The sequence below is a fragment of the Exiguobacterium sp. RIT594 genome, from assembly GCF_003339585.1.
Classification (GTDB): domain Bacteria; phylum Bacillota; class Bacilli; order Exiguobacteriales; family Exiguobacteriaceae; genus Exiguobacterium_A.
The window spans coordinates 197798-220855 of sequence record NZ_QPKF01000003.1 but is presented as its reverse complement, the minus strand read 5'-3'; the positions used below and the strand labels follow the sequence as shown (position 1 = coordinate 220855).

The window sequence follows — 23058 nt, the reverse complement described above, 5'->3', positions numbered from 1 at the left end:
AAACGGTGGTTCTGGAGCATACGCTCAAGGGCCGCCGCTTTTTTATGGACTTTTTTTGGTTTTTTCACATATATAATAAGGAAGGAATGTGATACTCATGGCAAAAAAACAAAAAATGCGCGTTGCCGTAGAAGAAAATGAAACGATCAGTGATTGTCTGGATCGGATCGATGCCATGGGTTATCGTCCGACCGTCCGACGGGAAGAACCGATTTTTGGACTGGATGCGAATGATGAACCGTATCCCATCCGTCAGCAAATCATTTTTGACTGCAAACCGAAGCTCGAAGCTGAGAATGTCTGAATCGAGGTCTCTTCTCAAAAACACGACTCTTTCGTAAACGAAAGGGTCGTGTTTTTTTGTCGTTCGTGTTGAATGCTTTTCAGATTTCCGAATGCTGGACTAAGTGAGCAGAACAATTCAAGCGTAAAAGCGAACGATAAATTTTCAGATAATTAAATTGTTCGCCTTTGGTTGACGAACGGACCGAAGTCTTGTTAAGATGAAGGCGTGATAGGAAGATTGAATATAACACCTCGTATAATAGCAGGGATATGGCTTGCAAGTTTCTACCCGACGACCCTAAATCGTTGGACTATGGGGTATATGGATGTTCGTCGATAATTCTTTGGCGTACCTTTTTATACCCTAAGCCACCCTTTTAGACGTGGTTTGGGCTTTTTTTATGCAAAAAGGAGGAGACGCAGATGAGTAAGGTGGAAATCGGGGTCATCATGGGCAGTCAATCAGATTGGGTGACCATGCAGAAAACGTGTGATGTACTGGATCAGCTGGACATTGGTTATGAAAAGAAAGTTGTGTCGGCACACCGGACACCTGACTTGATGTTCCGTTATGCCGAGTCTGCCCGGGAACGAGGGCTCAAGGTCATCATTGCCGGGGCAGGCGGAGCCGCTCATCTTCCGGGAATGGTTGCTGCAAAAACAACATTACCGGTAATCGGTGTCCCAATTCAAAGCAAAGCACTTCAAGGCATCGATTCCTTACTCTCCATCGTCCAAATGCCTGGTGGTGTTCCGGTCGCGACGGTTGCAATCGGTGATGCTGGAGCCAAAAATGCGGGTTTACTTGCGGCTCAGATTCTTGGAACGGTTGACGAACGGATTGCCCGGGCTCTTGATCATATGCGTGTCGAACTGGAAGGAGACGTCATCGCTTCCGAGGTGCATCTGACATGAAACGGATTGGTATCTTAGGTGGAGGTCAATTAGGTCGGATGATGGCTTTATCGGCACGCCAAATGGGCTATTCGCTCATCACACTTGATCCAACTGAAAACGCACCGTGTGCGCAAGTAGCGGATCAACAGATTCAAGCACCGTTCACGGATGTCGAGGCCGCAAAGCGACTTGCTGCTGAATCAGACGTCGTGACCTATGAGTTTGAGAATATCTCACATGAAGTAGCAGAAGCAATCGGCAGTAAACTGATTCACGGAACAGAACTTTTGTTTCGGACCCAACACCGGATTCGGGAGAAAGAACTGATTGAACAGCTCGGTTACCAAGTAGCACCTTATCAGGCAGTTGAGACGACCGAAGATTTGCTGGAAGCCAAACGGCAGTTAGGTCTCCCGTTCGTCTTGAAAACAGCCCGCTTTGGTTACGACGGGAAAGGCCAGACCGTCATTCGGACAGAGCTGGATTTACAAACAGCGATCGAGACCTTTGAAGCAACCGAATATGTTGCTGAAAAATGGTTACCGTTTGACCAGGAAATTTCCGTCATCGTCACGCGAAGTCAGCTCGAAACGAAGGTCTTCCCGGTCAGCGAGAATATTCATCAGGACAACATTCTTCATTTGTCAATCGTTCCAGCCCGTATTTCGGACGATTTGGAACAACAGGCGATTGAACTGGCGACGCGTCTCGCGGATGATGTGAATCTGATTGGCACACTGGCGATTGAACTGTTTGTCGTCGGGTCCGAACTGATTGTCAACGAACTGGCACCCCGTCCGCATAACTCGGGTCATTATTCGATCGATGCGTGCGAGACGTCACAGTTTGAACAGCATATCCGCGCCATCTGCGGACTGCCGCTTGGCGAAACCCGCTTGACGACACCGGTCGTCATGGCGAACATCCTAGGTCAGCATATCACGGCATTAGACGAGGCATTACCGATGTTATCCTCGCGGACGAAAGTCCATTTATACGGAAAACAGGACGCAAAACAGGGGCGGAAGATGGGGCATCTGAACATCTTGGCTGATTCGGTCGAAGAAGCATTGGCTGAAGTGGAGCGCCTGCAGATATGGAAGGAGACGGTTAGATGATCGAACGCTATACACGTCCTGAAATGAAAGCGATCTGGACAGAACAGAACAAATTCGAAGCCTGGTTGAAAGTTGAGATTTTAGCATGTGAAGCCTGGAGTGAACTCGGTGTGATTCCAAAAGAAGACGTCCAGTTACTCTGGGAAAACGCTTCTTTTGATGTCAACCGCATCAATGAGATCGAACAGGAGACACGCCACGATGTCATCGCCTTTACCCGTGCTGTTTCCGAGACGCTTGGCGAAGAACGTAAATGGGTCCATTACGGGCTGACGTCAACGGATGTCGTCGATACGGCATTATCGTACTTGCTGAAACAAGCCAATGATATCTTGGCGGCCGATCTCGATCGTTTCATCGAGATTTTAAAAGTCAAAGCCAACGAACATAAATATACGGTCATGATGGGACGTACACACGGCGTACACGCCGAGCCGACGACGTTTGGTCTGAAGCTGGCCCTTTGGTACGAAGAAATGAAACGCAATAAAGTCCGGTTCGAGGCAGCACGGGAAACAGTCGAATACGGCAAGATGTCGGGAGCGGTCGGAACGTTTGCGAACATCGACCCGTTCATCGAAAAATATGTCTGCGAGAAGCTTGGGACGAAACCGGCACCGGTCTCGACACAAACGCTTCAACGTGATCGTCATGCCCACTACATGTCGACGATTGCCTTAATCGCGACATCGATCGAGAAGATGGCGACGGAAATCCGCGGTCTGCAAAAAACGGAGACCCGTGAAGTCGAAGAATTCTTCGCTAAAGGTCAAAAAGGATCATCGGCGATGCCGCATAAACGGAATCCGATCGGTTCGGAGAACATGACTGGTCTTGCCCGGGTCATCCGCGGCCATATGGTGACAGCGTACGAAAACGTCTCGCTGTGGCATGAACGCGATATCTCCCACTCGTCTGCGGAACGAATCATTTTACCGGATGCGACGGGATTACTCAACTATATGCTGAACCGGTTCGGTAACATCATTAAAAATCTGACGGTGTTCCCGGAAAACATGAAACGCAACATGGACCGGACGTTTGGGGTCATCTTCTCCGGTCACGTCTTACTCGCCTTGATCGAAAAAGGCTGGTCACGTGAAGCGGCCTACGACTTCGTCCAACCGCGGGCGATGCAGGCATGGGAAGAACAAATCATGTTCCGCGATGTCTTATGGCAGGAAGCGGATATTCAACAACTCTTTACAGAAGAAGAACTCGATGCTTGTTTTGATCCGACGTATCATACGAGCCGGGTCGATGAAATCTTTGAACGGTGTGGCTTGAACTAATCAACCTGAGACGGGAGTCTGACTCCCGTCTACATCTTAGGATCATGGGGGACGAAATCGATGCAACCACTTTATGAAGGAAAAGCAAAACGATTATACACGACGCAGGATCAGGATGTGCTCCGCATCGTCTACAAAGACGAAGCTACGGCATTTAATGGAGAGAAGAAGGCAGAGTTTGCCGGTAAGGGAGAACTGAACAACCGCTTGACGAGCCACTTTTTTGAGGTCCTCGCAGCGGCAGGAATTCCGACACACTTCATTGAACGGACATCGGAGCGCGAACAGCTCGTACGTCGTGTCACGATCATTCCACTGGAAGTCGTCGTTCGAAACGTCGTCGCCGGCAGCCTGAGTAAACGGCTGGGCATCGAAGAAGGAACGGTTCTCGAAACACCGATCGTCGAGTTTTATTATAAAGATGACAGCTTAGGCGATCCGCTTGTCACACCGGCACACATCAATTTACTGAAGATTGCGACTACGGAGGAGCTTTCCTTGCTTGAACAGGAAGCCAACCGTGTCAACGACGTCTTACGTCCTTACTTTGATGAAAAAGGAATCACACTCGTTGATTTTAAACTCGAGTACGGTAAAACACCGGCGGGCGAGATTCTACTCGCAGATGAAATCTCACCGGATACATGCCGGTTATGGGATAAGGAAACAGGCGAACACCTCGACAAAGATGTCTTTCGCCGTAATATCGGATCACTCATCGACACATACCAAACACTATTCAATCGCCTAGGGGGAAACGGACAATGAAAAAGGTTACAGTAGCGGTCGCATTACGGGAAAGTATTTTAGATCCACAAGGTGTCGCGGTCAAAGGCGGTCTTACCCAGCTTGGTTTTGCGGGTGTCGAAGAAGTCCGGATCGGTAAACGGATTGAGTTGCTCGTTGCGGACGAAACAACGGACACGATGATCCACGAGATGTGTCAAAAACTTCTCGTTAATACTGTGATGGAAGATTATCAGTTTGAGATTGAAGAGGTGACACCGGCATGAAGTTCGCAGTCATCGTCTTTCCCGGATCAAACTGTGATTTAGATATGTATCATGCGGTCAAAGACGCACTCGGCGAAGAAGCGGAATACGTCTTCCATACGGAAACGTCCCTTGAAGGATACGACGGTGTCTTGTTACCGGGCGGCTTCTCCTACGGCGACTATCTCCGGTGCGGAGCGATTGCTCAATTCTCACCGATCATGGAAGAAGTGAAACGCTTTGCGGCAGAAGGCAAAACAGTCCTCGGTGTCTGCAACGGGTTCCAGATTCTTGTTGAAGCCGGACTTCTCCCCGGTGTCTTACACCGTAATACGGGACTGAAGTTCATGTGCCGGACGGTTGAACTGAAGGTCGAAAACAATGAGACACGCTTTACATCAGACTACGCTGCGCAGGAAACGATAACGATTCCGATCGCGCACGGAGAAGGCAACTACTACTGTGACGATGCCACGTATGCGATGTTACAGACGAACCGTCAAATCGCCTTTACGTATACGGATAACCCGAACGGATCACGCGGCGACATCGCCGGCATCACGAACAAAGCCGGGAATGTCCTCGGCATGATGCCGCACCCGGAACGGGCAGTTGAGCTGCTGACCGGCGGAACGGATGGACTTAAGTTATTCACTTCACTCGTCAAACAGGGGGCATATCATGTTAAAACAACAGTCTGAACCAACGATGGAGCAAATTCAGGAACAACGGATCTACGCAACGATGGGACTGAGCGACGCGGAATATGAGATGGTCGTCAACTTACTCGGACGCCAACCGAACTATACAGAAATCGGCTTGTTTTCCGTCATGTGGTCGGAGCATTGTTCGTACAAAACGTCGAAGCCGGTCTTACGCCAGTTTCCGACGACCGGACCACGCGTTCTGCAAGGTCCCGGCGAAGGGGCCGGTGTCGTCGATATCGGGGACAATCAAGCCGTCGTCTTTAAAATCGAGAGTCACAACCACCCGTCAGCCGTTGAACCGTACCAAGGGGCAGCGACCGGTGTCGGTGGTATCATCCGCGATATCTTTTCGATGGGAGCCCGTCCGGTCGCCCTGATGAACTCGCTTCGGTTCGGACACCTCGGCACACCGCGTGTCAATCAACTGTTTGAACAAGTGGTCGCTGGAATTGCCGGATACGGGAACTGTGTCGGGATTCCGACGATCGGCGGAGAAGTCGGCTTTGATCATTCGTATGAAGGCAACCCGCTCGTCAATGCGATGTGTATCGGCTTAATCAATCACGAAGACATTCAAAAGGGTCTCGCGAAAGGTGCCGGCAACTCGGTCATGTACGTCGGTGCCGCAACCGGACGCGACGGCATTCACGGGGCGACCTTTGCTTCGGAGGATCTTGGGGAAGATACAGAAGCGAAACGTCCGGCTGTTCAAGTCGGAGATCCGTTCATGGAGAAATTATTGATCGAAGCGTGTCTTGAAATCGTCGGTCATCCGGCGCTCGTCGGCATGCAGGATATGGGAGCTGCCGGACTGACATCCTCGTCAGCCGAGATGGCTTCGAAAGCCGGTATGGGGATCGAGATGCATCTCGACGACGTCCCGCAACGGGAAACCGGCATGACAGCTTACGAAATGATGTTATCAGAGTCACAAGAACGGATGTTGCTCGTCGTCGAACGCGGACGCGAGTCGGAAATCGAAGCAATCGTCAGCAAATGGGGACTGCATGCGGTGCACGTCGGAGAAGTCATCGACGAGAAAGTATTGCGTCTCGTCCATCACGGCAAAATCGTCGCTGAAGTGCCGGTTGATGCACTCGCGGAAGAAGCACCTGTTTATAACAAACCGTCACGTGTTCCGGCTTATTATGAAGAATTTCAGGCAATGGATGAAACGTTGCCGATCGTCGAAGATGTCGTCGAAACATGGCGTGCCTTGCTCAAACAACCGACAATCGCTTCCAAACGTTGGGTCTACGATCAATACGATCATATGGTCCAGACGTCAACCGTCGTCGCACCGGGTTCTGATGCCGCGGTCATCCGCGTTCGCGGAACGAACAAGGCACTTGCGATGACAACCGACTGCAACAGCCGGTTCGTGTACCTCGATCCGTTCGTCGGCGGACAGATTGCCGTCGCCGAAGCAGCCCGCAACATCGTCGCCAGTGGTGCGACACCGCTCGCCATCACCGATTGTCTGAACTTCGGCAATCCGGATAAACCGGAAGGCTTCTGGCAGTTGCAACAAGCGACGGCCGGAATGGCAGAAGCGTGCCGTGTGCTCGAGACACCGGTCATCGGTGGGAATGTCTCTTTATACAATGAATCCGCCGGCAAAGCAGTCCATCCGACGCCGGTCGTCGGGATGGTCGGTCTTCACGAACAGACCGAATGGATTACGACGCAACACGTCAAGCAAGCCGGCGACGCTGTTTACCTGCTCGGAGAAACGACAGCAGAGTTCGGCGGCAGTGAACTGCAATACCTGCAATTCGAAAAATCATTCGGGAAAGCACCGCACATTGACTTAGCCGTCGAACAAGAGCGGTTACTGGCCTTGCAAGCGGCGGTTCAAGCGGGACAAGTCACAGCGATTCATGACGTGGCAGAAGGCGGTCTTGCCGTTGCCTTAGCCGAGATGACATTCGGGACGATGCTTGGTCTTGATGTGACATTTGATGGTCCGGCACTAAATCTGTTCAGTGAATCGCAATCACGTTTCGTCGTGACGGTGAAGCCGGAACAAGAAGCCGCCTTCGTCAAGCAAACAGGAGCGCATAAAATTGGGTACGTTACCGATCAAGATGCTTTGCAAATCAAGACTAACGATACACTCATCGAAGCAACACGTTCAACACTGCAAGCCGACTGGGAAGGGGCGATCGCGTGTTATATGACATCAAAGGATTAAATGAAGAGTGTGGGGTATTCGGGATTTTCGGACAACCGGAAGCGGCGCAACTTGCGTATTACGGACTCCATAGCTTACAACACCGGGGACAGGAAGGGGCGGGAATCGTCGCAAGTGACGGCAAACTGCTCCTGCCGCACCGCGGACAAGGGCTCGTCACGGAAGTTTTTTCGCAGGAAACACTGGATTCTTTATCCGGGCACCACGCCATCGGACATGTCCGCTATTCGACAGCCGGAGGAAATACGCTCGAAAATACTCAACCGCTCCATTTTAAATCACGGACAGGCGACCTGGCGCTTGCGCACAACGGAAACCTCGTCAATGCTGACTCGTTAAAACATTTACTTGAAGCGGAAGGCGCTATCTTCCAAACTACGAGTGATACGGAAGTCGTCGCGCACCTCGTCAAACGGAGTAAGTTACCGACGCTTGAAGACCGGATTGCCGATAGTCTGGCCCGACTGGTCGGAGCGTTCGCGTTTCTGTTCTTGACGGAAGATACGTTGTACGTCGCCGTCGATCCACACGGTCTGCGTCCGTTGTCGCTCGGGAAAACACCGGATGGCGGGATTGTCTTTTCATCCGAGACGTGTGCGTTTGATATCGTCGGCGCCGAGTTCATTCGGGATATCGAGCCTGGGGAGCTCGTGACGATCACAACGTCCGGCATGTCATCACGTCAGTATATGGAACCACATGAGCGGGCGATGTGTTCGATGGAATACATCTACTTTTCCCGTCCCGATTCGATGATTGATGGGGTCAACGTCCATACGGCACGAAAAGCACTTGGCAAAAAGATGTTCGAAGAAGCACCGGTCGAGGCAGACGTCGTCACAGGTGTGCCCGATTCCAGTATCTCGGCAGCGATCGGTTACGCGGAAGCGAGCGGTATTCCGTATGAAATGGGATTGATCAAAAACCGTTATGTTGGTCGGACATTCATTCAGCCGTCGCAAGAACTCCGCGAGCGTGGCGTCAAAATGAAGTTATCGGCTCTACGGGGTGTCGTCAACGGCAAACGCGTCATCATGGTTGATGATTCCATCGTTCGCGGGACGACAAGCCGTCGCATCGTCGGACTGTTACGGGAAGCCGGGGCAACCGAAGTCCATGTCCGGATTACAGCACCGCCGATCACGAATCCGTGTTATTACGGGATCGATACATCTTCCAAAGATGAACTGATTTCCGCCCGCTTGACACCCGACGAGATTTGCCGGGAAATCGGAGCCGATTCACTGGAGTTTCTGACGGTCAACGGAATGGTCAATGCAATTGACCGACCGTTTGATGGTCCGTTAAAAGGTCAGTGTACGGCTTGTTTCACAGGCGAATATCCAACACCAATCGGTGCATTAGAACTGGAAGCCAAACTTTGAACAGATGGGGGAACAAAGCATGAGTAAACAATACGAAGCAGCAGGTGTCAGCCTGACGGCAGGATACGAATCCGTTTCTCGAATGAAAAAACACGTGGCCCGCTCGATGCGCAAAGAAGTCATGACGGGACTCGGCAGTTTCGGTGCAATGTTCGACCTCAGCCAATTGAATTTGAAAGAACCGGTTCTCGTCAGCGGGACGGATGGCGTCGGAACCAAGCTGAAGCTTGCTTTCGCCCTCGACCAGCACGATACGATCGGGATTGATTGTGTCGCGATGTGTGTCAATGACATCATCGTCCAAGGTGCGGAACCGCTTTATTTCCTCGATTATATCGCCCTCGGGAAAGCCATTCCGGCAAAAATCGAGCGGATTGTCGCCGGTGTTGCGGAAGGCTGTGTCCAGTCCGGCTGTACGCTGATCGGCGGGGAAACGGCAGAAATGCCGGGGATGTATGCAGACGGTGAATACGATATCGCTGGATTCGCAGTCGGTGCCGTCGAAAAGCAAAAATTGATCACAGGAGAACACGTTCAACCGGGAGATGTCATTCTCGGTCTTGCTTCATCCGGTGTCCATTCGAACGGCTTCTCGCTCGTTCGAAAAATCGTTGCGGAAAGCGGTCTTCGCTATGAAGATGAGCTGATGATGTTCGGCAGTACGATCGGCAATACATTGTTGATGCCGACCCAGATTTACGTCGAAGCGGTCAAAGCGGCCCTTGAGACAGAAAAAATTCAAGCGATGGTCCATATTACGGGCGGCGGTTTTTACGAAAACGTTCCGCGTGTTCTTCCGGAAGGATGCGGGGCGACGTTTGATCCGAAAAAATGGCCGACGTTACCCGTCTTCGATTGGCTCGAACAAGCCGGAAACGTTCCGCGTCACGATATGTACAATGTCTTCAATATGGGCATCGGCTACATGATGATCGTCAAACCGGAAGATGTCGATGCCGTTACGGCACGACTTGCCCGTGAAAACGAGACCGTCTATACGATCGGGACAGTGACGGGTGAACCGGGTGTCCGAATTCTTGGAGTCGACCAATGAAGATTGCCTGTTTTGCCTCGGGAAGTGGCAGTAATGTCGAAGCATTGTTCGAAGCGATTGAAACAGGACGTCTGCAGGCTACGATTGAACTCGTCGTCTGTGATCAAAAACAAGCAAAAGTGATTGAACGGGCTCAGGCCCGCGGCTGTGATGTCTTCGTCTTCACGGCAAAAGACTATCCGGATAAACCGTCGTTCGAACGGGAAATCGTTGCGGAACTGGAGCGGCGGGGCGTGGAACGGATTATCTTAGCCGGATACATGAGGTTGATCGGAGACGTCCTGCTGTCGCATTATGCCGGACGGATCGTCAACATCCACCCGTCGCTGCTCCCGGCGTTTCCGGGAAAAGATGCGATCGGGCAAGCATTTCGTGGCGGAGTCAAAATCACAGGTGTTACAATTCATATAGTCGATGAAGGCATGGATACAGGACCGATCATTGCACAAGAAGCGGTTCCGATCACAGAGGATATGACGCGGGAAACGCTCCAACAGGCGATTCAGCAGGTGGAGCACAGATTGTACCCGCAAGTCATCGAAGAGTGGATGAAAGAGGAGGCAAACGTATGAGAGCGTTAATCAGCGTATCAGACAAAACAGGTATCGTCGAACTGGGACAGGCGATGCATGAAGCCGGAATCGAATTGATTTCGACAGGCGGAACACATCAAGCCCTTGAAGCAGCAGGACTTCCGGTCATTGGTATCAGTGAAGTCACACAATTCCCGGAGATGCTCGACGGCCGGGTCAAGACCCTCCATCCGATGGTCCATGGTGGACTGCTCGGACGGCGAGACCTTGAAAGTCATCGGGAACAGATGGCGGAACAACAGATCAAACCGATTGATTTTGTGGTCGTCAATCTCTATCCGTTTAAAGAAACGGTCATGAATGAAGACGTCTCGTATGCGGATGCCATCGAGAATATCGATATCGGCGGACCAAGTATGATCCGGTCAGCTGCCAAAAATCATGCTGCCGTGACGGTCGTCGTCGATCCGGCAGATTATCAGGCAGTCATCCAGGAAATTCATCTTGGTGGAACGACATTCGAAACGCGTCAAAAGCTGGCAGCCAAAGCATTCCGTCACACAGCGGCGTACGATGCGTTGATTGCCGATTACTTCCTGACGCAGACGGGTGAAAAGTTCCCCGATCAATTGACGATTACGCTCGAAAAAGTGCAGGACTTACGGTACGGAGAAAACCCGCACCAGGAGGCTGCCTTCTACAAAACCCCGATCTACCGCGGGGCTTCACTCGCGTCCGCGAAACAGCTCCACGGGAAAGAATTGTCTTATAACAATATCCAGGATGCCAATGCAGCACTGGAGATTCTCGATGAGTTCCGCGAAGCGGCAGCGGTCGTCGTCAAACACATGAATCCGTGTGGCGTCGCCGTCGGTCCGACGATTGATGAAGCGTTCCGTCGTGCCCATGCCGCCGATCCGGTCTCGATTTTCGGCGGGATCGTCGCCTTGAACCGGGAAGTCGATCTTGCGACAGCAGAACAGTTAAGCGGAATCTTCCTTGAAATCATCATCGCTCCATCCTTTACGGAAGACGCCTTTGCGTTGCTAGCAGCGAAGAAAAATCTCCGGTTACTCGAACTGGACGTCAAACGGGTCCAAGCGATTCGTTATACGGCAGTCGCCGGCGGGATGCTCGTGCAAGACAGTGACGATGAGACACTCGATGACGCGTCAGCACGTGTCGTGACAGACCGGAAACCGACAGCCGCTGAATGGGAAGACTTAAAACTCGCTTGGCGTGCCGTGAAACACGTTAAATCGAATGCCATCGTCATCGCCAAAGATGAAGTGACGGTCGGCGTCGGTGCCGGACAGATGAATCGTGTCGGTTCAGCGAATATCGCGATTACGCAAGCCGGCGAGAAAGCGATTGGGGCTGCAATGGGCTCGGATGCGTTCTTTCCGATGGGCGATACGGTCGAGGCAGCAGCAGCGGCCGGTATTACAGCCATCATCCAACCGGGCGGATCAATCCGTGATCAGGAATCAATCGATGCCTGCAACAAACACGGCATCACGATGATCTTTACGAACGTGCGTCATTTTAAACACTAAGCGGAGGCGAGCCGAATGAAAGTATTAGTAGTCGGTAAAGGTGGACGCGAGCATGCGCTCGTATGGAAATTGGCACAGGATGTCCGGATCGAGACAGTGTACGCAGCACCCGGTAATATCGGGATGACGGAAGCGGTCTGTGTGCCGATTCGGGAAGACGCGATTGAAGAGTTGGTTCAGTTCGCACGGGATGAGCAGATCGACTGGACGATTGTCGGACCAGAAGGACCGCTTGTGCTCGGAATCGTCAATGCGTTTCAAGCAGCCGGCTTACAGATTTTCGGACCGTCCCGCGAAGCAGCAGCGATTGAAGGCAGTAAACAATTTGCGAAAGCTTTGATGGACCGGGCCGGTATTCCGACGGCGGACCATGCCGTCTTTACATCAGCGGATGAAGCGATTGCTTACATCCGTCGCCAGGGTGCGCCGATCGTCGTCAAAGCGGACGGACTGGCAGCCGGGAAAGGTGTCACGGTTGCGACGACGCTTGAACAGGCTGTTCAAGCGATTGACGAAATTTTTGGCGGCGACTTTGGTCAGCAGAGCAGTGTCGTGATTGAAGAATGTCTCGTCGGTGAAGAATGTTCGCTGATGGCTTTCGTGCATGAAGAAACCGTCCTTCCGATGGTCTTGTCGCAAGATCATAAACGGGCTTTTGACGGAGACACCGGTCCGAATACAGGCGGGATGGGGGCATACAGTCCCTTGCCGCAATTTGACGAAGCAGCCGTGACGGAAGAAGCGATGCAACGTGTTCTCCGTCCGCTGGTCGAACAGATGGCAAGCGAAGGCATTCCCTTTACCGGTTTCCTGTATGCAGGTCTGATGTTGACGAGCCGCGGACCTTCCGTCATCGAGTTCAACGCCCGTTTCGGTGATCCGGAAACGGAAGTCATCCTGCCGCGGCTCGAGACGGAGTTGCTTGACGTCATTATTCCATTGATGCAGGGTGACGTTCCGGAAGTCGTCTGGTCGGATGACGCGGTCGTCGGTGTCGTCATTGCGGCGAACGGTTATCCGGAACAACCGGTTACGGGTCAGCCTGTTTCAACCGATACCATCGGGTCAAATCTCCTTGTCTTCCACGCCGGCACGGCTGCAGGGGATGATGATATGATACTTTCGGCCGGAGGACGTGTCCTCGTCTGTGTCGCGAAGGCAAACGACATGAAGCAGGCCGTAGCAAGCGTTTACCGTGGACTTGATTCATTTGACCGGACCGGCTTCTTTTACCGGACGGATATCGCCAAAAAAGCATTTCGCACGATATAATTTCTTACTTTCCATAAGCCGGTTCTGCTCACATCAGTGTGAGAGGACCGGCTTTTTTGACGGGTACGAGACAAAACGTGACTTGTCTTCCGTGGCAGTTTTGTGTTATTTTGGCGAAATGACTCGAATTGACGACGAATAAGCTTGAAACTTTTCCGGTAACATTTTAGTATAAGAACTATAAGAAAGCGTTTTCAAATATAAAGGAGGTCGAGCTTTCATGAAAAAAAATTGTGGACGGTCCCCATGGACGAAAACAGAAGTCCGCACGCATCAAGCGGTCATCAACGGAAAGCTTGCACCTACACTCGTGATTGAAAATGCGACGTACTTAAATCAAGGACTCAAAACATGGCGGACAGCCAACATCTGGATCAGCGGCGACCGGATTATCTACGTCGGACCGGACATGCCGGAAACGGCGGATGAAGTCTACGATGCTACGGGAAAATTCATCGTCCCGGGTTACATCGAACCGCATGCTCATCCATTCCAATTGTATAATCCGGCGACACTTGCAAAATTTGCGGCAGAGCGTGGAACGACGACACTCGTCAACGATAATATGCTGCTTTTATTAGAGCCGACGGAGCAAGCGTTTGCGCAGGTCGACGCACTGGCGGACCTTCCAACATCGATGTACTGGTGGGCGCGACTGGATGCCCAAACGGAACTCGATGCCGACAGCATTACGATTGATAACCGGCGGATTCAAGCGTGGCTGAAACATCCACAAGTCATCCAAGCCGGTGAATTAACGGGCTGGCCGCGTCTGTCGCAAGGCGACGATGAGCTGTTGCAATGGATGCAGGATGCGATGAAACTTGGCAAGCCGATTGAAGGACATTTTCCCGGAGCTTCCGCTAAGACCTTGACGAAAATGGCACTGTTCGGCGTGACGAGTGATCATGAAGCGATGACGGTCGAAGAAGCGCTGACCCGGCTTGAACTCGGTTATACGACGACGATCCGCTACTCGTCGATTCGTCCGGATTTACCGGACATCTTTGCCGGTCTCGTTGAAGCTGGACTGCAAAATTATGAAAAAGTGCTGGTGACGACCGACGGATCGACACCGTCCTTTTATAAAGCCGGATTGATGGATGAGACGATCCGATTGATGCTTGCGGCAGGGATTGCACCGGAAGAAGCGTACCGGATTGCCTCGTATAATGCAGCGCGTCACTTTAACCTCGATCATCTGCTCGGCAGTATCGCACCCGGACGGATTGCGCATTTAAACATCCTTGAAGCAAAAGATAAGCCGACACCGGTCGATGTCATCGCCCGTGGTACTTGGGTGCGGAGAAATGATATTCCGTGTTATCCGGTCGAAGCACTCGATCGGGCGATGGATTTGATGCCGGCTTCGCAAGTCGGGCTTGAGTTGACGGAACAGGACTTTTCGTTCAGCATGCCGGTTGGTCTTGAAATGGTCAATTCGGTCATCATGAAACTCTATCAGGTCGAACACGATACAAGCATGCAAGTATTGCCTGCCGGATGCAATGAGTCGTTTTTGATGCTCGTTGATCGCGAAGGAAAGTGGCGCCTCAATACCGTGCTGAAAAACTTTGCGACCCATGTCGGGGGGCTCGTCAGTTCGTACTCGATCAGCGGCGATATCCTGCTGATCGGAAAATCGAAACGGGATATGCAGATTGCCTTTGACCGGATGAAATCATTCGGCGGCGGAGTCGTTCTTGTCGAAGACGGGGAAGTAGTGGCAGAAGTTCCTTTGACCTTAATGGGGCAGACGTCCGATTTACCGCTGGAAGATCTGATCGTTCAGGAAACGGCGCTCCGTGAAGCATTGTTCGCCCGCGGCTACCAGTTTGAAGATCCGATTTATACGCTCTTGTTCCTGGCGTCGACCCATTTGCCGTATGTCCGGATTACGCCGCAAGGAATTTACGAAGTATTACGGAAAAAAGTACTTTTCCCGGCAATTTTGCGATGACGCTTGAAATTTAAAACGTCGCACTTTAAACTGTTAAAGAGCAACACATGGGAAAGGGAGTTAGACGATGCAACTCGATAAATTGCGTGGAAAAGAACTCGATCAATTATTTACAGCCATCATGAAGATGGATTCATTAGAAGATTGTTATACCCTGTTTGAAGACTTGGCGACGGTCAACGAAATTCAGGCCTTGGCACAACGTCTTGAAGTCGCCCGTCAGTTACGCGAAGGCAACACGTATCACAAAATCGAAAAGGCGACAGGAGCTTCGACAGCCACGATTTCACGTGTGAAACGGTGCCTGAATTATGGTTCCGGCGGCTACGATTTGGCGCTCGCACGGTTAGGTCTCGTAGAAGAGGAAGTAGCGGATAACTAACCGGTTATCCGCTATTTCTGTGAAGGAGGACGAAGCCGGATGGATTTAGCGTATCAACAAAAACTGCAACACTTCATTCGAAAACTGACGCCGATCCAGTCACTCGTCATTATTTATTTTGTTGCCGTCATCATCGGTGTCCTGATGCTTGGGTTGCCCTGGTCAACGAAGGGCGATTACAACTGGGATTTTACGGACCTTGTGTTCATGGCCGTCAGCTGTGTCAGCGTGACCGGATTGACGACCGTCTCCGTCTCGGACACATTTACGACGTTTGGTTACTTCATGATCATGATTCTCGTGCAGGTCAGCGGAATTGGTTTGATGTCGCTGCACATCGCGATGTGGGTCATCCTCGGCAAGCGGATCGGCTTTCGGGAGCGGCAACTGGTCGTCCGTGACCAAAATCAGACGACGATGCAGGGAGTCGTCAAATACATTCGTGAAGTCATTTTGATCATCCTGTCCATTGAAATCATTGGAGCCTTGATTTTAGGCTTGTATTATACGAAATATTTTCCGACGCTCGGTGAAGCGATGTTACAGGGATTGTTCGGTTCGGTCAGTGCGACGACCAATGCCGGATTCGATATTACCGGAGAATCACTCCTGCCGTTTCGGGGAGATTTATTTGTCGTCTTCATGCAAATTCTACTGTTGACGCTCGGTGCAATCGGCTTTCCGGTTTTGGTTGAAGTCCGACGGTACATCTCGTACCGGGCGACACGCCAATCAACGCGTCAACCGTATCACTTTTCGTTATTCACGAAACTGACCGCCTCGACGTTCTTCATTCTGGTTTTGTTCGGAACAGCCAGTCTGCTGCTGTTTGAATGGAATCAATCCTTTAAAGGGTTGCCGGTCGGTGAAAAGCTGGTTGATGCCCTGTTCCAATCCGTGACGACCCGAAACGGCGGGCTGACGACGGTCGATATCACGACCTTCTCACAAGCCTCGATTTTCGTTTTATCGATTCTGATGTTTATCGGGGCGTCGCCTTCCTCCGTTGGGGGAGGGATTCGGACGACGACGTTTGCCGTCGCCGTGCTCAGCGTCGTTGCCTTTATCCGCGGAGAGTATGGGATTAAGATTTTTGGGCGTGAGATTGGACAGTCGGATATTTGGAAAGCGTTTGTCGTCATCGTCGTCTCGACCGGCGTGACGATGATCGGATTGATTGTCTTATTGATCTTTGAAGATGCTCCGTTCCTGGTCCTGTTTTTTGAAGCCTGTTCGGCGTTTGGAACGACCGGATTGTCACTTGGGATTACGAGTGAATTATCCGACGTCGGCAAGTGGACCTTATCCGTCTTGATGTTCATCGGACGAATCGGTGTCATTTCGTTTGTCTTACTGCTGAAGGCGAATCAACCAAAACGGAATTACAATTATCCAAAAGAATCGGTCATCATCGGTTAAGGAGGTTGCGTCATGCAACGTGCGTTTTGGATCAACTTTGGTTATATCTTCATGGTGCCGGCTTTGCCGTTTCTGGCCATCGTCAACGGGCGGGCGCTCTGTTCGCCGGACTCCCCGTTACTGGACGTGCCGGTGCTTGGTTTTTTCCTGGCCGAACCGTGGGCGTTTGCCGTTTTGTATGCTTTTTTGGCCCTCGGTCTCGCTGCACTGTTGACGAAGCGCCGAGTCCGGACTTGAATGGCTTCTCCCATCTCGCTCTGCGCGGGATGGGTTTTTGTTTTATACTGGGGAAAGAGAATGAGAAGAGAGGATGGAACGAACATGTTGTTACCTTATAATGAATGGCGTCATGTCTTTAAACTCGATCCGGCAAAGGAGATTGAGGAAGAAGTGCTTCAGGCGGTTGCGACTTCGGGAACGGACGCCATCATCGTCGGAGGTACCGATGATATCACCCTCGATGCGACACTGGATTTACTGATGCGCTTGCGGCGGTATCCGGTCGCTGTGGCACTTGAAGTATCGGAACTCGAGGCTGCGACGATGGGATTTGATACGTATTTGACGCCGAGCGTGCTCAACAGCGGAACGCTTGAGCACGTGATTGACAAGCAAGTCGAAGCGCTGGAAGAAGTCGGGCACATGCTCGCGCATCAAGATTTGGTCGGGGAAGGGTATATCGTTCTGAACCCTGACGCCAAGGTCGCTCATGTCACGCAAGCCAAACCGCTTCATCCTGATCAAGTGGTCGCTTACGCACAACTGGCGGATAGCGTCTTCCGGATGCCAATCATTTATCTCGAGTACAGCGGTATGTATGGTAATCCGTCACTCGTCGCTTCCGTCAAACGTGTCCTGAAGCAAGGCCGTCTGTTCTATGGCGGTGGAATCGATTCCGTCGAACGGGCACAGGAAATGTTGACACATGCCGATACGATCGTCGTCGGCAACATCATCTATGAGAATTTAGAAGCGGCACTTGCGACTGTCGCAGCAACACGATAAAATATAAGAACAAAAGTTCGGAATATAGAAATGAGGCTATATAGATGTTTAATTTAAGTGAACAGCTTGTCAGCGGATTGAACCCGGAACAAGCAAAGGCAGTCAAACATACCGATGGACCGCTTTTAATCATGGCGGGAGCAGGCTCCGGGAAAACCCGTGTCCTGACACACCGCGTTGCCTATTTGATGGCAGCGAAACAGGTCGCTCCGTGGAATATCCTGGCGATTACGTTTACGAATAAAGCGGCACGTGAGATGCGTGACCGGATTTCACGGCTCGTCGGCGGTGTTGCCAATGACATCTGGGTCTCGACCTTCCACTCGATGTGTGTCCGGATGTTACGGCGTGACATCGAAAAAATCGGTTACAACCGGAACTTTACGATTCTTGATTCAAGCGATCAGCAATCCGCGCTGAAGCTCGTCTTAAAAGAACAAAACCTCGATCCGAAAAAGTGGGATCCCCGGTCGATGCTGTCGATCATTTCGAGTCAAAAAAATGAACTCCGCAGTGCCGAGTTCTATGCATCGATTGTCACGAATCCGTATGAAAAAACGGTTGCTGAGATTTATAAAGGATATGAAGCGGTCCTGCGCCGCAACAACGCGCTGGATTTTGACGACTTGATCGGGAAGACGACCGAACTGTTTAAACAAAATCCGGACGTCTTAGCGTTTTATCAACGAAAGTTCCAATACATCCATGTCGATGAGTACCAGGATACGAACAAAGCCCAGTATGATCTCGTGAATCTCCTGGCAGCAGCCCATCAGAACTTATGTGTCGTCGGGGACTCGGATCAGTCGATTTACCGCTGGCGGGGAGCAGACATCGCGAACATCCTATCGTTTGAGGAAGACTATCCGACAGCGAAAGTCATCCTGCTCGAACAAAACTACCGTTCGTCGAAACGGATTCTCGATGCAGCGAACCATGTCATTCAAAACAACAGTACCCGCAAAGACAAGAAACTCTGGACGGAAAACGCAGAAGGCGAAAAACTCGTTGTTCATACGGCGGAAAACGAACGCGAAGAAGCGTTTTATATCGTCCAGGAAATCCGGAATGCCTTACGTTACGGCATGAAACTGAACGATGTTGCGATTCTCTACCGGACGAATGCCCAATCGCGTGCGATTGAGGAAACGTTGCTGAAATCGAACGTCCCGTACAAGATGATCGGCGGCACGAAGTTCTATGACCGTAAAGAAATCAAGGATGTCCTGGCGTACTTACGCCTGATTTCGAATCCGAACGAAGACTTATCATTTGCCCGGATTGTCAATGAACCGAAACGCGGTATCGGAGCGACGACGATTGATAAATTACGTGATTTTGCCGACCTGCAGGGTGTGTCCTTGATGGAAGCGATTCGTGACATCGAATTGTCGAGCATTGCCCCGAAAACGGCAGCCAAACTGACGGATTTCCGGACAATGATTCTCGGGTTACAACAAATGCAGGAATTCATCAGCCTGTCCGAACTGGTCGAAGAAGTCCTTGAGAAAACCGGATACCGCCAAGTCTTAAAAGAAGACAAAACACTGGAAGCACAAAGTCGTCTCGAGAACATCAACGAGTTCATTACCGTTGCACAAAACTTTGAAAAAGAGACCGAAAAAGCCGATCCGGAAGACCAAACGATTATCGCGTTCTTAACGGATTTGACGCTGGTCGCCGATGTCGATTCACTGGATGAAAGTGATCCGGGCGAACAGGTCACCTTGATGACATTACACTCGGCAAAAGGACTCGAGTTCCCGATCGTCTTCCTGATCGGGATGGAAGAAGGATTGTTCCCGCACAGCCGCTCCCTGCAGGATGAAGACGAGATGGAAGAAGAACGCCGTCTTGCTTACGTCGGAATTACACGAGCCGAAAAACGATTGTATCTCTCGCACGCGCGGATGCGTTCGCTGTATGGCCGGACGAATGCCAATCTCGAATCCCGTTTCCTTGCCGAATTACCGGAGGAAGTACTGGAGCGGACCGGTAAAAAACCGAAACCGTTACCGTGGGAAGACCGTCCGGTACCACAAGGAAAAGCCGTCATCGGTCGTTCGGTCACGAAACCGACGGCGATGAAGACGTCAGGCGCGGAGTCACTCGGCTGGAACGTCGGAGACAAAGCGGAACACGGAAAATGGGGCCGGGGAACAGTCGTTCAGACACGCGGAGCAGGAGACAGCCTTGAAATCGATATCGCCTTCCCGGAAGTCGGTGTCAAACGGTTGCTGGCGAAATTCGCACCGATCAAAAAGGTATGAGTGGAGGCGTCAAGATGATAGAACAGGCACGAATCGAGGAATTACGCCAAAAGTTGAACCAATACAGTTATGAATATTACGTGCAGGATCAACCGACTGTTCCGGACAGCACCTATGATCAATTGTTACGGGAACTGACGGAACTTGAAACGGCACATCCGGAACTGATTACGCCAGATTCACCGACGCAACGTGTCGGTGCTGCGCCGCTCGATGCCTTCGAGAAGGTGACCCATGATTTACCGATGCTATCGCTCGGCAATGTCTTTGACGAAACAGAAATCCGGGAGTGGGTCGCCCGCATCGAACGCTCACTCGGCCGTTCGACGACGTATGTCGCCGAGTTGAAGTTTGACGGACTTGCGATTTCCTTGAAGTACGAAGACGGACAACTTGTCCGCGGTGCGACGCGAGGAGACGGAACGGTTGGCGAGAACATCACACAAAATCTGCGGACAATCAAAGCCTTACCTCTTCGGTTACGTCGAAATGAGACGGTCGAAGTCCGGGGTGAAGCTTATATGCCGAAACAATCATTTGAACGTCTGAATGCGGACCGGTCAGCACGTGAGGAAGCCTTGTTCGCCAATCCGCGTAATGCAGCAGCCGGCAGCTTGCGTCAGCTCGACTCGTCGATTACGGCATCGCGCAATCTGTCCTTGTTCGTGTATGGTGTCGGTGTCAATACACTGAGTGCCCGTTCGCACAGCGAAGCGATGCTGCAGCTGGCTGAACTCGGGTTACCGACGAACAAAGAGATGCAGACGTGTGAGACAGTCGACGAGATTTTAGCCTACATTGCCCACTGGACGATGGAACGTTCTAATTTACCGTATGAAATCGACGGTATCGTCCTGAAAGTTGACCGGTATGACGATCAGGAAGAACTTGGCTTCACGGCGAAAAGTCCCCGCTTTGCGACGGCGTATAAATTTGCCGCGGAAGAAGTCATGACGACAGTCGAAGAAGTTGATTTCAGTGTTGGACGGACAGGGAAAGTCACGCCGCGTGCCCGGTTCGCGCCGGTCGTGGTTGCCGGATCCACCGTCAGTTATGCGACACTCCACAATGCCGATTTCATCACAGAAAAAGATATCCGACTGCACGATCAAGTCATCATCAAAAAAGCCGGAGACGTCATCCCGGCAGTCGTCAGCGTCGTCGTTTCGGAACGGACAGGGAACGAACAGCCGATCGAATTCCCGGCTCATTGTCCGGCCTGCGAGTCGGAACTTGTTCGGTTGGAAGGCGAAGCGGATATTCGTTGTGTCAGTCCGGAGTGTCCGGCCCAGCTTGTCGAAGGCATCATTCACTTCGTCTCGCGTCAAGCAATGAATATCGATGGTCTCGGCGAAAAAGTCGTGCGTCAATTGTATGAACATGAAGCCATCCGGACGCTCGCCGATTTGTACCGCCTCGACCGGGATGAGTTGCTGACGTATGAACGGATGGGTGAAACGTCGGTCGATAATCTTCTGACCGCGATTGAAGCCTCAAAGCAGAATTCCTTGGAACGACTGGTGTTTGGCCTCGGAATTCGATTGGTCGGTCAAAAAGCGGCTTACCTGCTCGCAGAGCGCTTTGATTCACTGGACGGGATCGCACAGGCGGAGTATGACGACATTTTAGCGATTGATGGGATTGGCAGTAAGATTGCCGATTCCGTCACGAAGTATTTTGAACATCCGGAAGCGCAAGACCTGATTAAGGATTTAGCAGCACTCGGACTGAACCAACAGTTTCTTGGACAACGGGTTGATCAATCGAATGCACCGCTCGCCGGGAAGACGATTGTGCTGACCGGAACACTGGAGACGTTAAAACGTTCAGAAGCCGGGAAACGGCTCGAGTTGCTTGGTGCGGACGTGACCGGCAGCGTCAGTAAAAAGACGGATATTTTAGTGGCCGGAGAAAAAGCCGGTTCGAAGTTAACGAAAGCCGAGTCGCTCGGAATCGAGATTTGGAATGAAACACAATTGCTTGAAGAATTGGCGAAATACGAAGGATAATCAAACATCCGTCAAACGGATGAGTTGAATAAAAACAGGGAAGGCGCCATGCATCATGCGCCTTCCCTGTTTCATATTGAAGTGTACGGAGAGTTACAACGATTCGGTTTTAATTAGAATCCCTTGTTTAATCAAACGATTGGTTGCCGTTTCCGGCGGATCACACGTAATCAGTGTAAGGGTTGCTTGTTTGACGTCCTGATTTAAGACGGACAAATCCGTTGGTTTGACAAGTTGTGAGGTCTTCATTTGATAGGTATACCGATGACTTTTTGTCGTAACGATGACATGTGCACCCGTTTTCAACTCGGGCAGACGGTTGAAATGCAGTCCTTTCGTGAAACTGCGGTGTCCCGCTAAGGCGTAATTCCCTTTACCGGGCGCGCCGGTTCCTTTCAGATGACCGATGCTTTGATCAAGAATGGTCGTCGAAGCACCTTCTAAGATGACCTGTTCAAAATCAAGTGATGGAATCGTCAGTAAGCCGCTACCGTTTGTTGCGACCGGTTTCTTCGTTTCCTTGGCATCGACCGCCTTTAAATTTTGTGTCCATTGCTGTTTTAGTTCGTCAGCGGCCTGTTGTTTTTGATGATTGGTATACATCGGCCAAAGAATGAGCAGGATGCCGGCAATCAAAAGAAGAAGACCAAGAAGTCGTCGTTTCATAAAAAAATCCTTTCATCTGCTGAAAAGCAGGATATACTTTTTTGAAAATCAGGGAAAAACTA

General features: G+C 51.3%; 21 protein-coding genes and 1 riboswitch. Of the genes, 20 read left to right on the top strand and 1 reads right to left on the bottom strand.

Annotation, left to right across the window (positions count from 1 at the left end):
- Nucleotides 1-97: 97 nt before the first annotated feature.
- The 20 genes from DVG79_RS12220 (at nucleotide 98) to ligA (ending at nucleotide 22330) form a co-directional block, all read left to right on the top strand.
- Complete coding sequence (locus DVG79_RS12220; protein ID WP_012369352.1) at nucleotides 98-304, top strand: NETI motif-containing protein; 207 nt, start codon at nucleotides 98-100, stop codon at nucleotides 302-304.
- 213 nt (nucleotides 305-517) lie between these two features.
- Nucleotides 518-619: riboswitch (purine riboswitch) on the top strand.
- A gap of 89 nt (nucleotides 620-708) precedes the next feature.
- On the top strand, nucleotides 709-1200 hold the full coding sequence (gene purE, locus DVG79_RS12215) for a 5-(carboxyamino)imidazole ribonucleotide mutase (RefSeq protein WP_114596963.1): 492 nt from the start codon (nucleotides 709-711) through the stop codon (nucleotides 1198-1200).
- A complete protein-coding gene (purK, locus tag DVG79_RS12210; RefSeq protein WP_114596962.1) occupies nucleotides 1197-2300 on the top strand; it encodes a 5-(carboxyamino)imidazole ribonucleotide synthase in 1104 nt (367 codons plus the stop codon). Before purE ends, purK begins: the two co-directional genes overlap by 4 nt.
- Nucleotides 2297-3592, top strand: coding sequence for an adenylosuccinate lyase (gene purB, locus DVG79_RS12205; protein ID WP_026830835.1), 1296 nt, complete (start codon nucleotides 2297-2299; stop codon nucleotides 3590-3592). Before purK ends, purB begins: the two co-directional genes overlap by 4 nt.
- 60 nt (nucleotides 3593-3652) lie before the next feature.
- Nucleotides 3653-4360, top strand: a complete 708-nt coding sequence (gene purC, locus DVG79_RS12200; RefSeq protein ID WP_114596961.1) for a phosphoribosylaminoimidazolesuccinocarboxamide synthase — start codon at nucleotides 3653-3655, stop codon at nucleotides 4358-4360.
- Nucleotides 4357-4605 (top strand): phosphoribosylformylglycinamidine synthase subunit PurS, encoded by a 249-nt coding sequence (gene purS / locus DVG79_RS12195; RefSeq protein ID WP_114596960.1) that lies wholly within the window; start codon nucleotides 4357-4359, stop codon nucleotides 4603-4605. The genes purC and purS overlap by 4 nt, the downstream gene beginning before the upstream one ends.
- Nucleotides 4602-5285 (top strand): phosphoribosylformylglycinamidine synthase subunit PurQ, encoded by a 684-nt coding sequence (gene purQ / locus DVG79_RS12190; RefSeq protein ID WP_114596959.1) that lies wholly within the window; start codon nucleotides 4602-4604, stop codon nucleotides 5283-5285. The genes purS and purQ overlap by 4 nt, the downstream gene beginning before the upstream one ends.
- On the top strand, nucleotides 5266-7485 hold the full coding sequence (purL, locus tag DVG79_RS12185) for a phosphoribosylformylglycinamidine synthase subunit PurL (RefSeq protein WP_114596958.1): 2220 nt from the start codon (nucleotides 5266-5268) through the stop codon (nucleotides 7483-7485). Before purQ ends, purL begins: the two co-directional genes overlap by 20 nt.
- Complete coding sequence (gene purF / locus DVG79_RS12180) at nucleotides 7461-8870, top strand: amidophosphoribosyltransferase (RefSeq protein WP_026829305.1); 1410 nt, start codon at nucleotides 7461-7463, stop codon at nucleotides 8868-8870. The genes purL and purF overlap by 25 nt, the downstream gene beginning before the upstream one ends.
- Nucleotides 8871-8889: 19 nt before the next feature.
- Nucleotides 8890-9924 (top strand): phosphoribosylformylglycinamidine cyclo-ligase, encoded by a 1035-nt coding sequence (gene purM, locus DVG79_RS12175; protein WP_114596957.1) that lies wholly within the window; start codon nucleotides 8890-8892, stop codon nucleotides 9922-9924.
- Nucleotides 9921-10496, top strand: coding sequence for a phosphoribosylglycinamide formyltransferase (gene purN, locus DVG79_RS12170; protein ID WP_114596956.1), 576 nt, complete (start codon nucleotides 9921-9923; stop codon nucleotides 10494-10496). The genes purM and purN overlap by 4 nt, the downstream gene beginning before the upstream one ends.
- Nucleotides 10493-12013 (top strand): bifunctional phosphoribosylaminoimidazolecarboxamide formyltransferase/IMP cyclohydrolase, encoded by a 1521-nt coding sequence (purH, locus tag DVG79_RS12165; protein WP_114596955.1) that lies wholly within the window; start codon nucleotides 10493-10495, stop codon nucleotides 12011-12013. The genes purN and purH overlap by 4 nt, the downstream gene beginning before the upstream one ends.
- A gap of 15 nt (nucleotides 12014-12028) precedes the next feature.
- Entirely contained in the window at nucleotides 12029-13285 is a 1257-nt protein-coding gene (gene purD, locus DVG79_RS12160; protein ID WP_114596954.1) for a phosphoribosylamine--glycine ligase, read from the top strand.
- Between the two features lie 220 nt (nucleotides 13286-13505).
- Nucleotides 13506-15245, top strand: a complete 1740-nt coding sequence (locus tag DVG79_RS12155; RefSeq protein ID WP_114596953.1) for an adenine deaminase C-terminal domain-containing protein — start codon at nucleotides 13506-13508, stop codon at nucleotides 15243-15245.
- A 67-nt stretch (nucleotides 15246-15312) separates the two neighbouring features.
- Nucleotides 15313-15627, top strand: a complete 315-nt coding sequence (locus DVG79_RS12150; protein WP_012369366.1) for a YerC/YecD family TrpR-related protein — start codon at nucleotides 15313-15315, stop codon at nucleotides 15625-15627.
- Nucleotides 15628-15666: 39 nt separating this feature from the next.
- Entirely contained in the window at nucleotides 15667-17046 is a 1380-nt protein-coding gene (locus tag DVG79_RS12145; RefSeq protein ID WP_114596952.1) for a TrkH family potassium uptake protein, read from the top strand.
- 12 nt (nucleotides 17047-17058) lie between these two features.
- Entirely contained in the window at nucleotides 17059-17283 is a 225-nt protein-coding gene (locus DVG79_RS12140; protein ID WP_114596951.1) for a hypothetical protein, read from the top strand.
- Between the two features lie 84 nt (nucleotides 17284-17367).
- A complete protein-coding gene (gene pcrB, locus DVG79_RS12135) occupies nucleotides 17368-18051 on the top strand; it encodes a heptaprenylglyceryl phosphate synthase (RefSeq protein ID WP_114596950.1) in 684 nt (227 codons plus the stop codon).
- A gap of 44 nt (nucleotides 18052-18095) precedes the next feature.
- A complete protein-coding gene (gene pcrA / locus DVG79_RS12130; protein ID WP_114596949.1) occupies nucleotides 18096-20321 on the top strand; it encodes a DNA helicase PcrA in 2226 nt (741 codons plus the stop codon).
- A gap of 14 nt (nucleotides 20322-20335) precedes the next feature.
- A complete protein-coding gene (ligA, locus tag DVG79_RS12125) occupies nucleotides 20336-22330 on the top strand; it encodes an NAD-dependent DNA ligase LigA (protein WP_114596948.1) in 1995 nt (664 codons plus the stop codon).
- A gap of 93 nt (nucleotides 22331-22423) precedes the next feature.
- On the opposite strand, the gene DVG79_RS12120 is transcribed toward ligA, so the two are convergent.
- Nucleotides 22424-22996, bottom strand: coding sequence for a class D sortase (locus DVG79_RS12120; RefSeq protein ID WP_114596947.1), 573 nt, complete (start codon nucleotides 22994-22996; stop codon nucleotides 22424-22426).
- Between the last annotated feature and the right edge of the window lie 62 nt (nucleotides 22997-23058).

Excerpts from the sequence above, each read along its gene's own strand:
- purL (WP_114596958.1), top strand. The coding sequence starts at position 5,266 with ATGTTAAAACAACAGTCTGAACCAACGATGGAGCAAATTCAGGAACAA.
- ligA (WP_114596948.1), top strand. The coding sequence starts at position 20,336 with ATGATAGAACAGGCACGAATCGAGGAATTACGCCAAAAGTTGAACCAA.
- purB (WP_026830835.1), top strand. The coding sequence starts at position 2,297 with ATGATCGAACGCTATACACGTCCTGAAATGAAAGCGATCTGGACAGAA.
- purN (WP_114596956.1), top strand. The coding sequence starts at position 9,921 with ATGAAGATTGCCTGTTTTGCCTCGGGAAGTGGCAGTAATGTCGAAGCA.
- DVG79_RS12140 (WP_114596951.1), top strand. The coding sequence starts at position 17,059 with ATGCAACGTGCGTTTTGGATCAACTTTGGTTATATCTTCATGGTGCCG.
- purK (WP_114596962.1), top strand. The coding sequence starts at position 1,197 with ATGAAACGGATTGGTATCTTAGGTGGAGGTCAATTAGGTCGGATGATG.
- DVG79_RS12220 (WP_012369352.1), top strand. The coding sequence starts at position 98 with ATGGCAAAAAAACAAAAAATGCGCGTTGCCGTAGAAGAAAATGAAACG.
- DVG79_RS12120 (WP_114596947.1), bottom strand. The coding sequence starts at position 22,996 with ATGAAACGACGACTTCTTGGTCTTCTTCTTTTGATTGCCGGCATCCTG.
- DVG79_RS12155 (WP_114596953.1), top strand. The coding sequence starts at position 13,506 with ATGAAAAAAAATTGTGGACGGTCCCCATGGACGAAAACAGAAGTCCGC.
- purD (WP_114596954.1), top strand. The coding sequence starts at position 12,029 with ATGAAAGTATTAGTAGTCGGTAAAGGTGGACGCGAGCATGCGCTCGTA.
- purM (WP_114596957.1), top strand. The coding sequence starts at position 8,890 with ATGAGTAAACAATACGAAGCAGCAGGTGTCAGCCTGACGGCAGGATAC.
- purE (WP_114596963.1), top strand. The coding sequence starts at position 709 with ATGAGTAAGGTGGAAATCGGGGTCATCATGGGCAGTCAATCAGATTGG.
- pcrB (WP_114596950.1), top strand. The coding sequence starts at position 17,368 with ATGTTGTTACCTTATAATGAATGGCGTCATGTCTTTAAACTCGATCCG.
- pcrA (WP_114596949.1), top strand. The coding sequence starts at position 18,096 with ATGTTTAATTTAAGTGAACAGCTTGTCAGCGGATTGAACCCGGAACAA.
- purS (WP_114596960.1), top strand. The coding sequence starts at position 4,357 with ATGAAAAAGGTTACAGTAGCGGTCGCATTACGGGAAAGTATTTTAGAT.
- DVG79_RS12145 (WP_114596952.1), top strand. The coding sequence starts at position 15,667 with ATGGATTTAGCGTATCAACAAAAACTGCAACACTTCATTCGAAAACTG.
- purC (WP_114596961.1), top strand. The coding sequence starts at position 3,653 with ATGCAACCACTTTATGAAGGAAAAGCAAAACGATTATACACGACGCAG.
- purH (WP_114596955.1), top strand. The coding sequence starts at position 10,493 with ATGAGAGCGTTAATCAGCGTATCAGACAAAACAGGTATCGTCGAACTG.
- purQ (WP_114596959.1), top strand. The coding sequence starts at position 4,602 with ATGAAGTTCGCAGTCATCGTCTTTCCCGGATCAAACTGTGATTTAGAT.
- DVG79_RS12150 (WP_012369366.1), top strand. The coding sequence starts at position 15,313 with ATGCAACTCGATAAATTGCGTGGAAAAGAACTCGATCAATTATTTACA.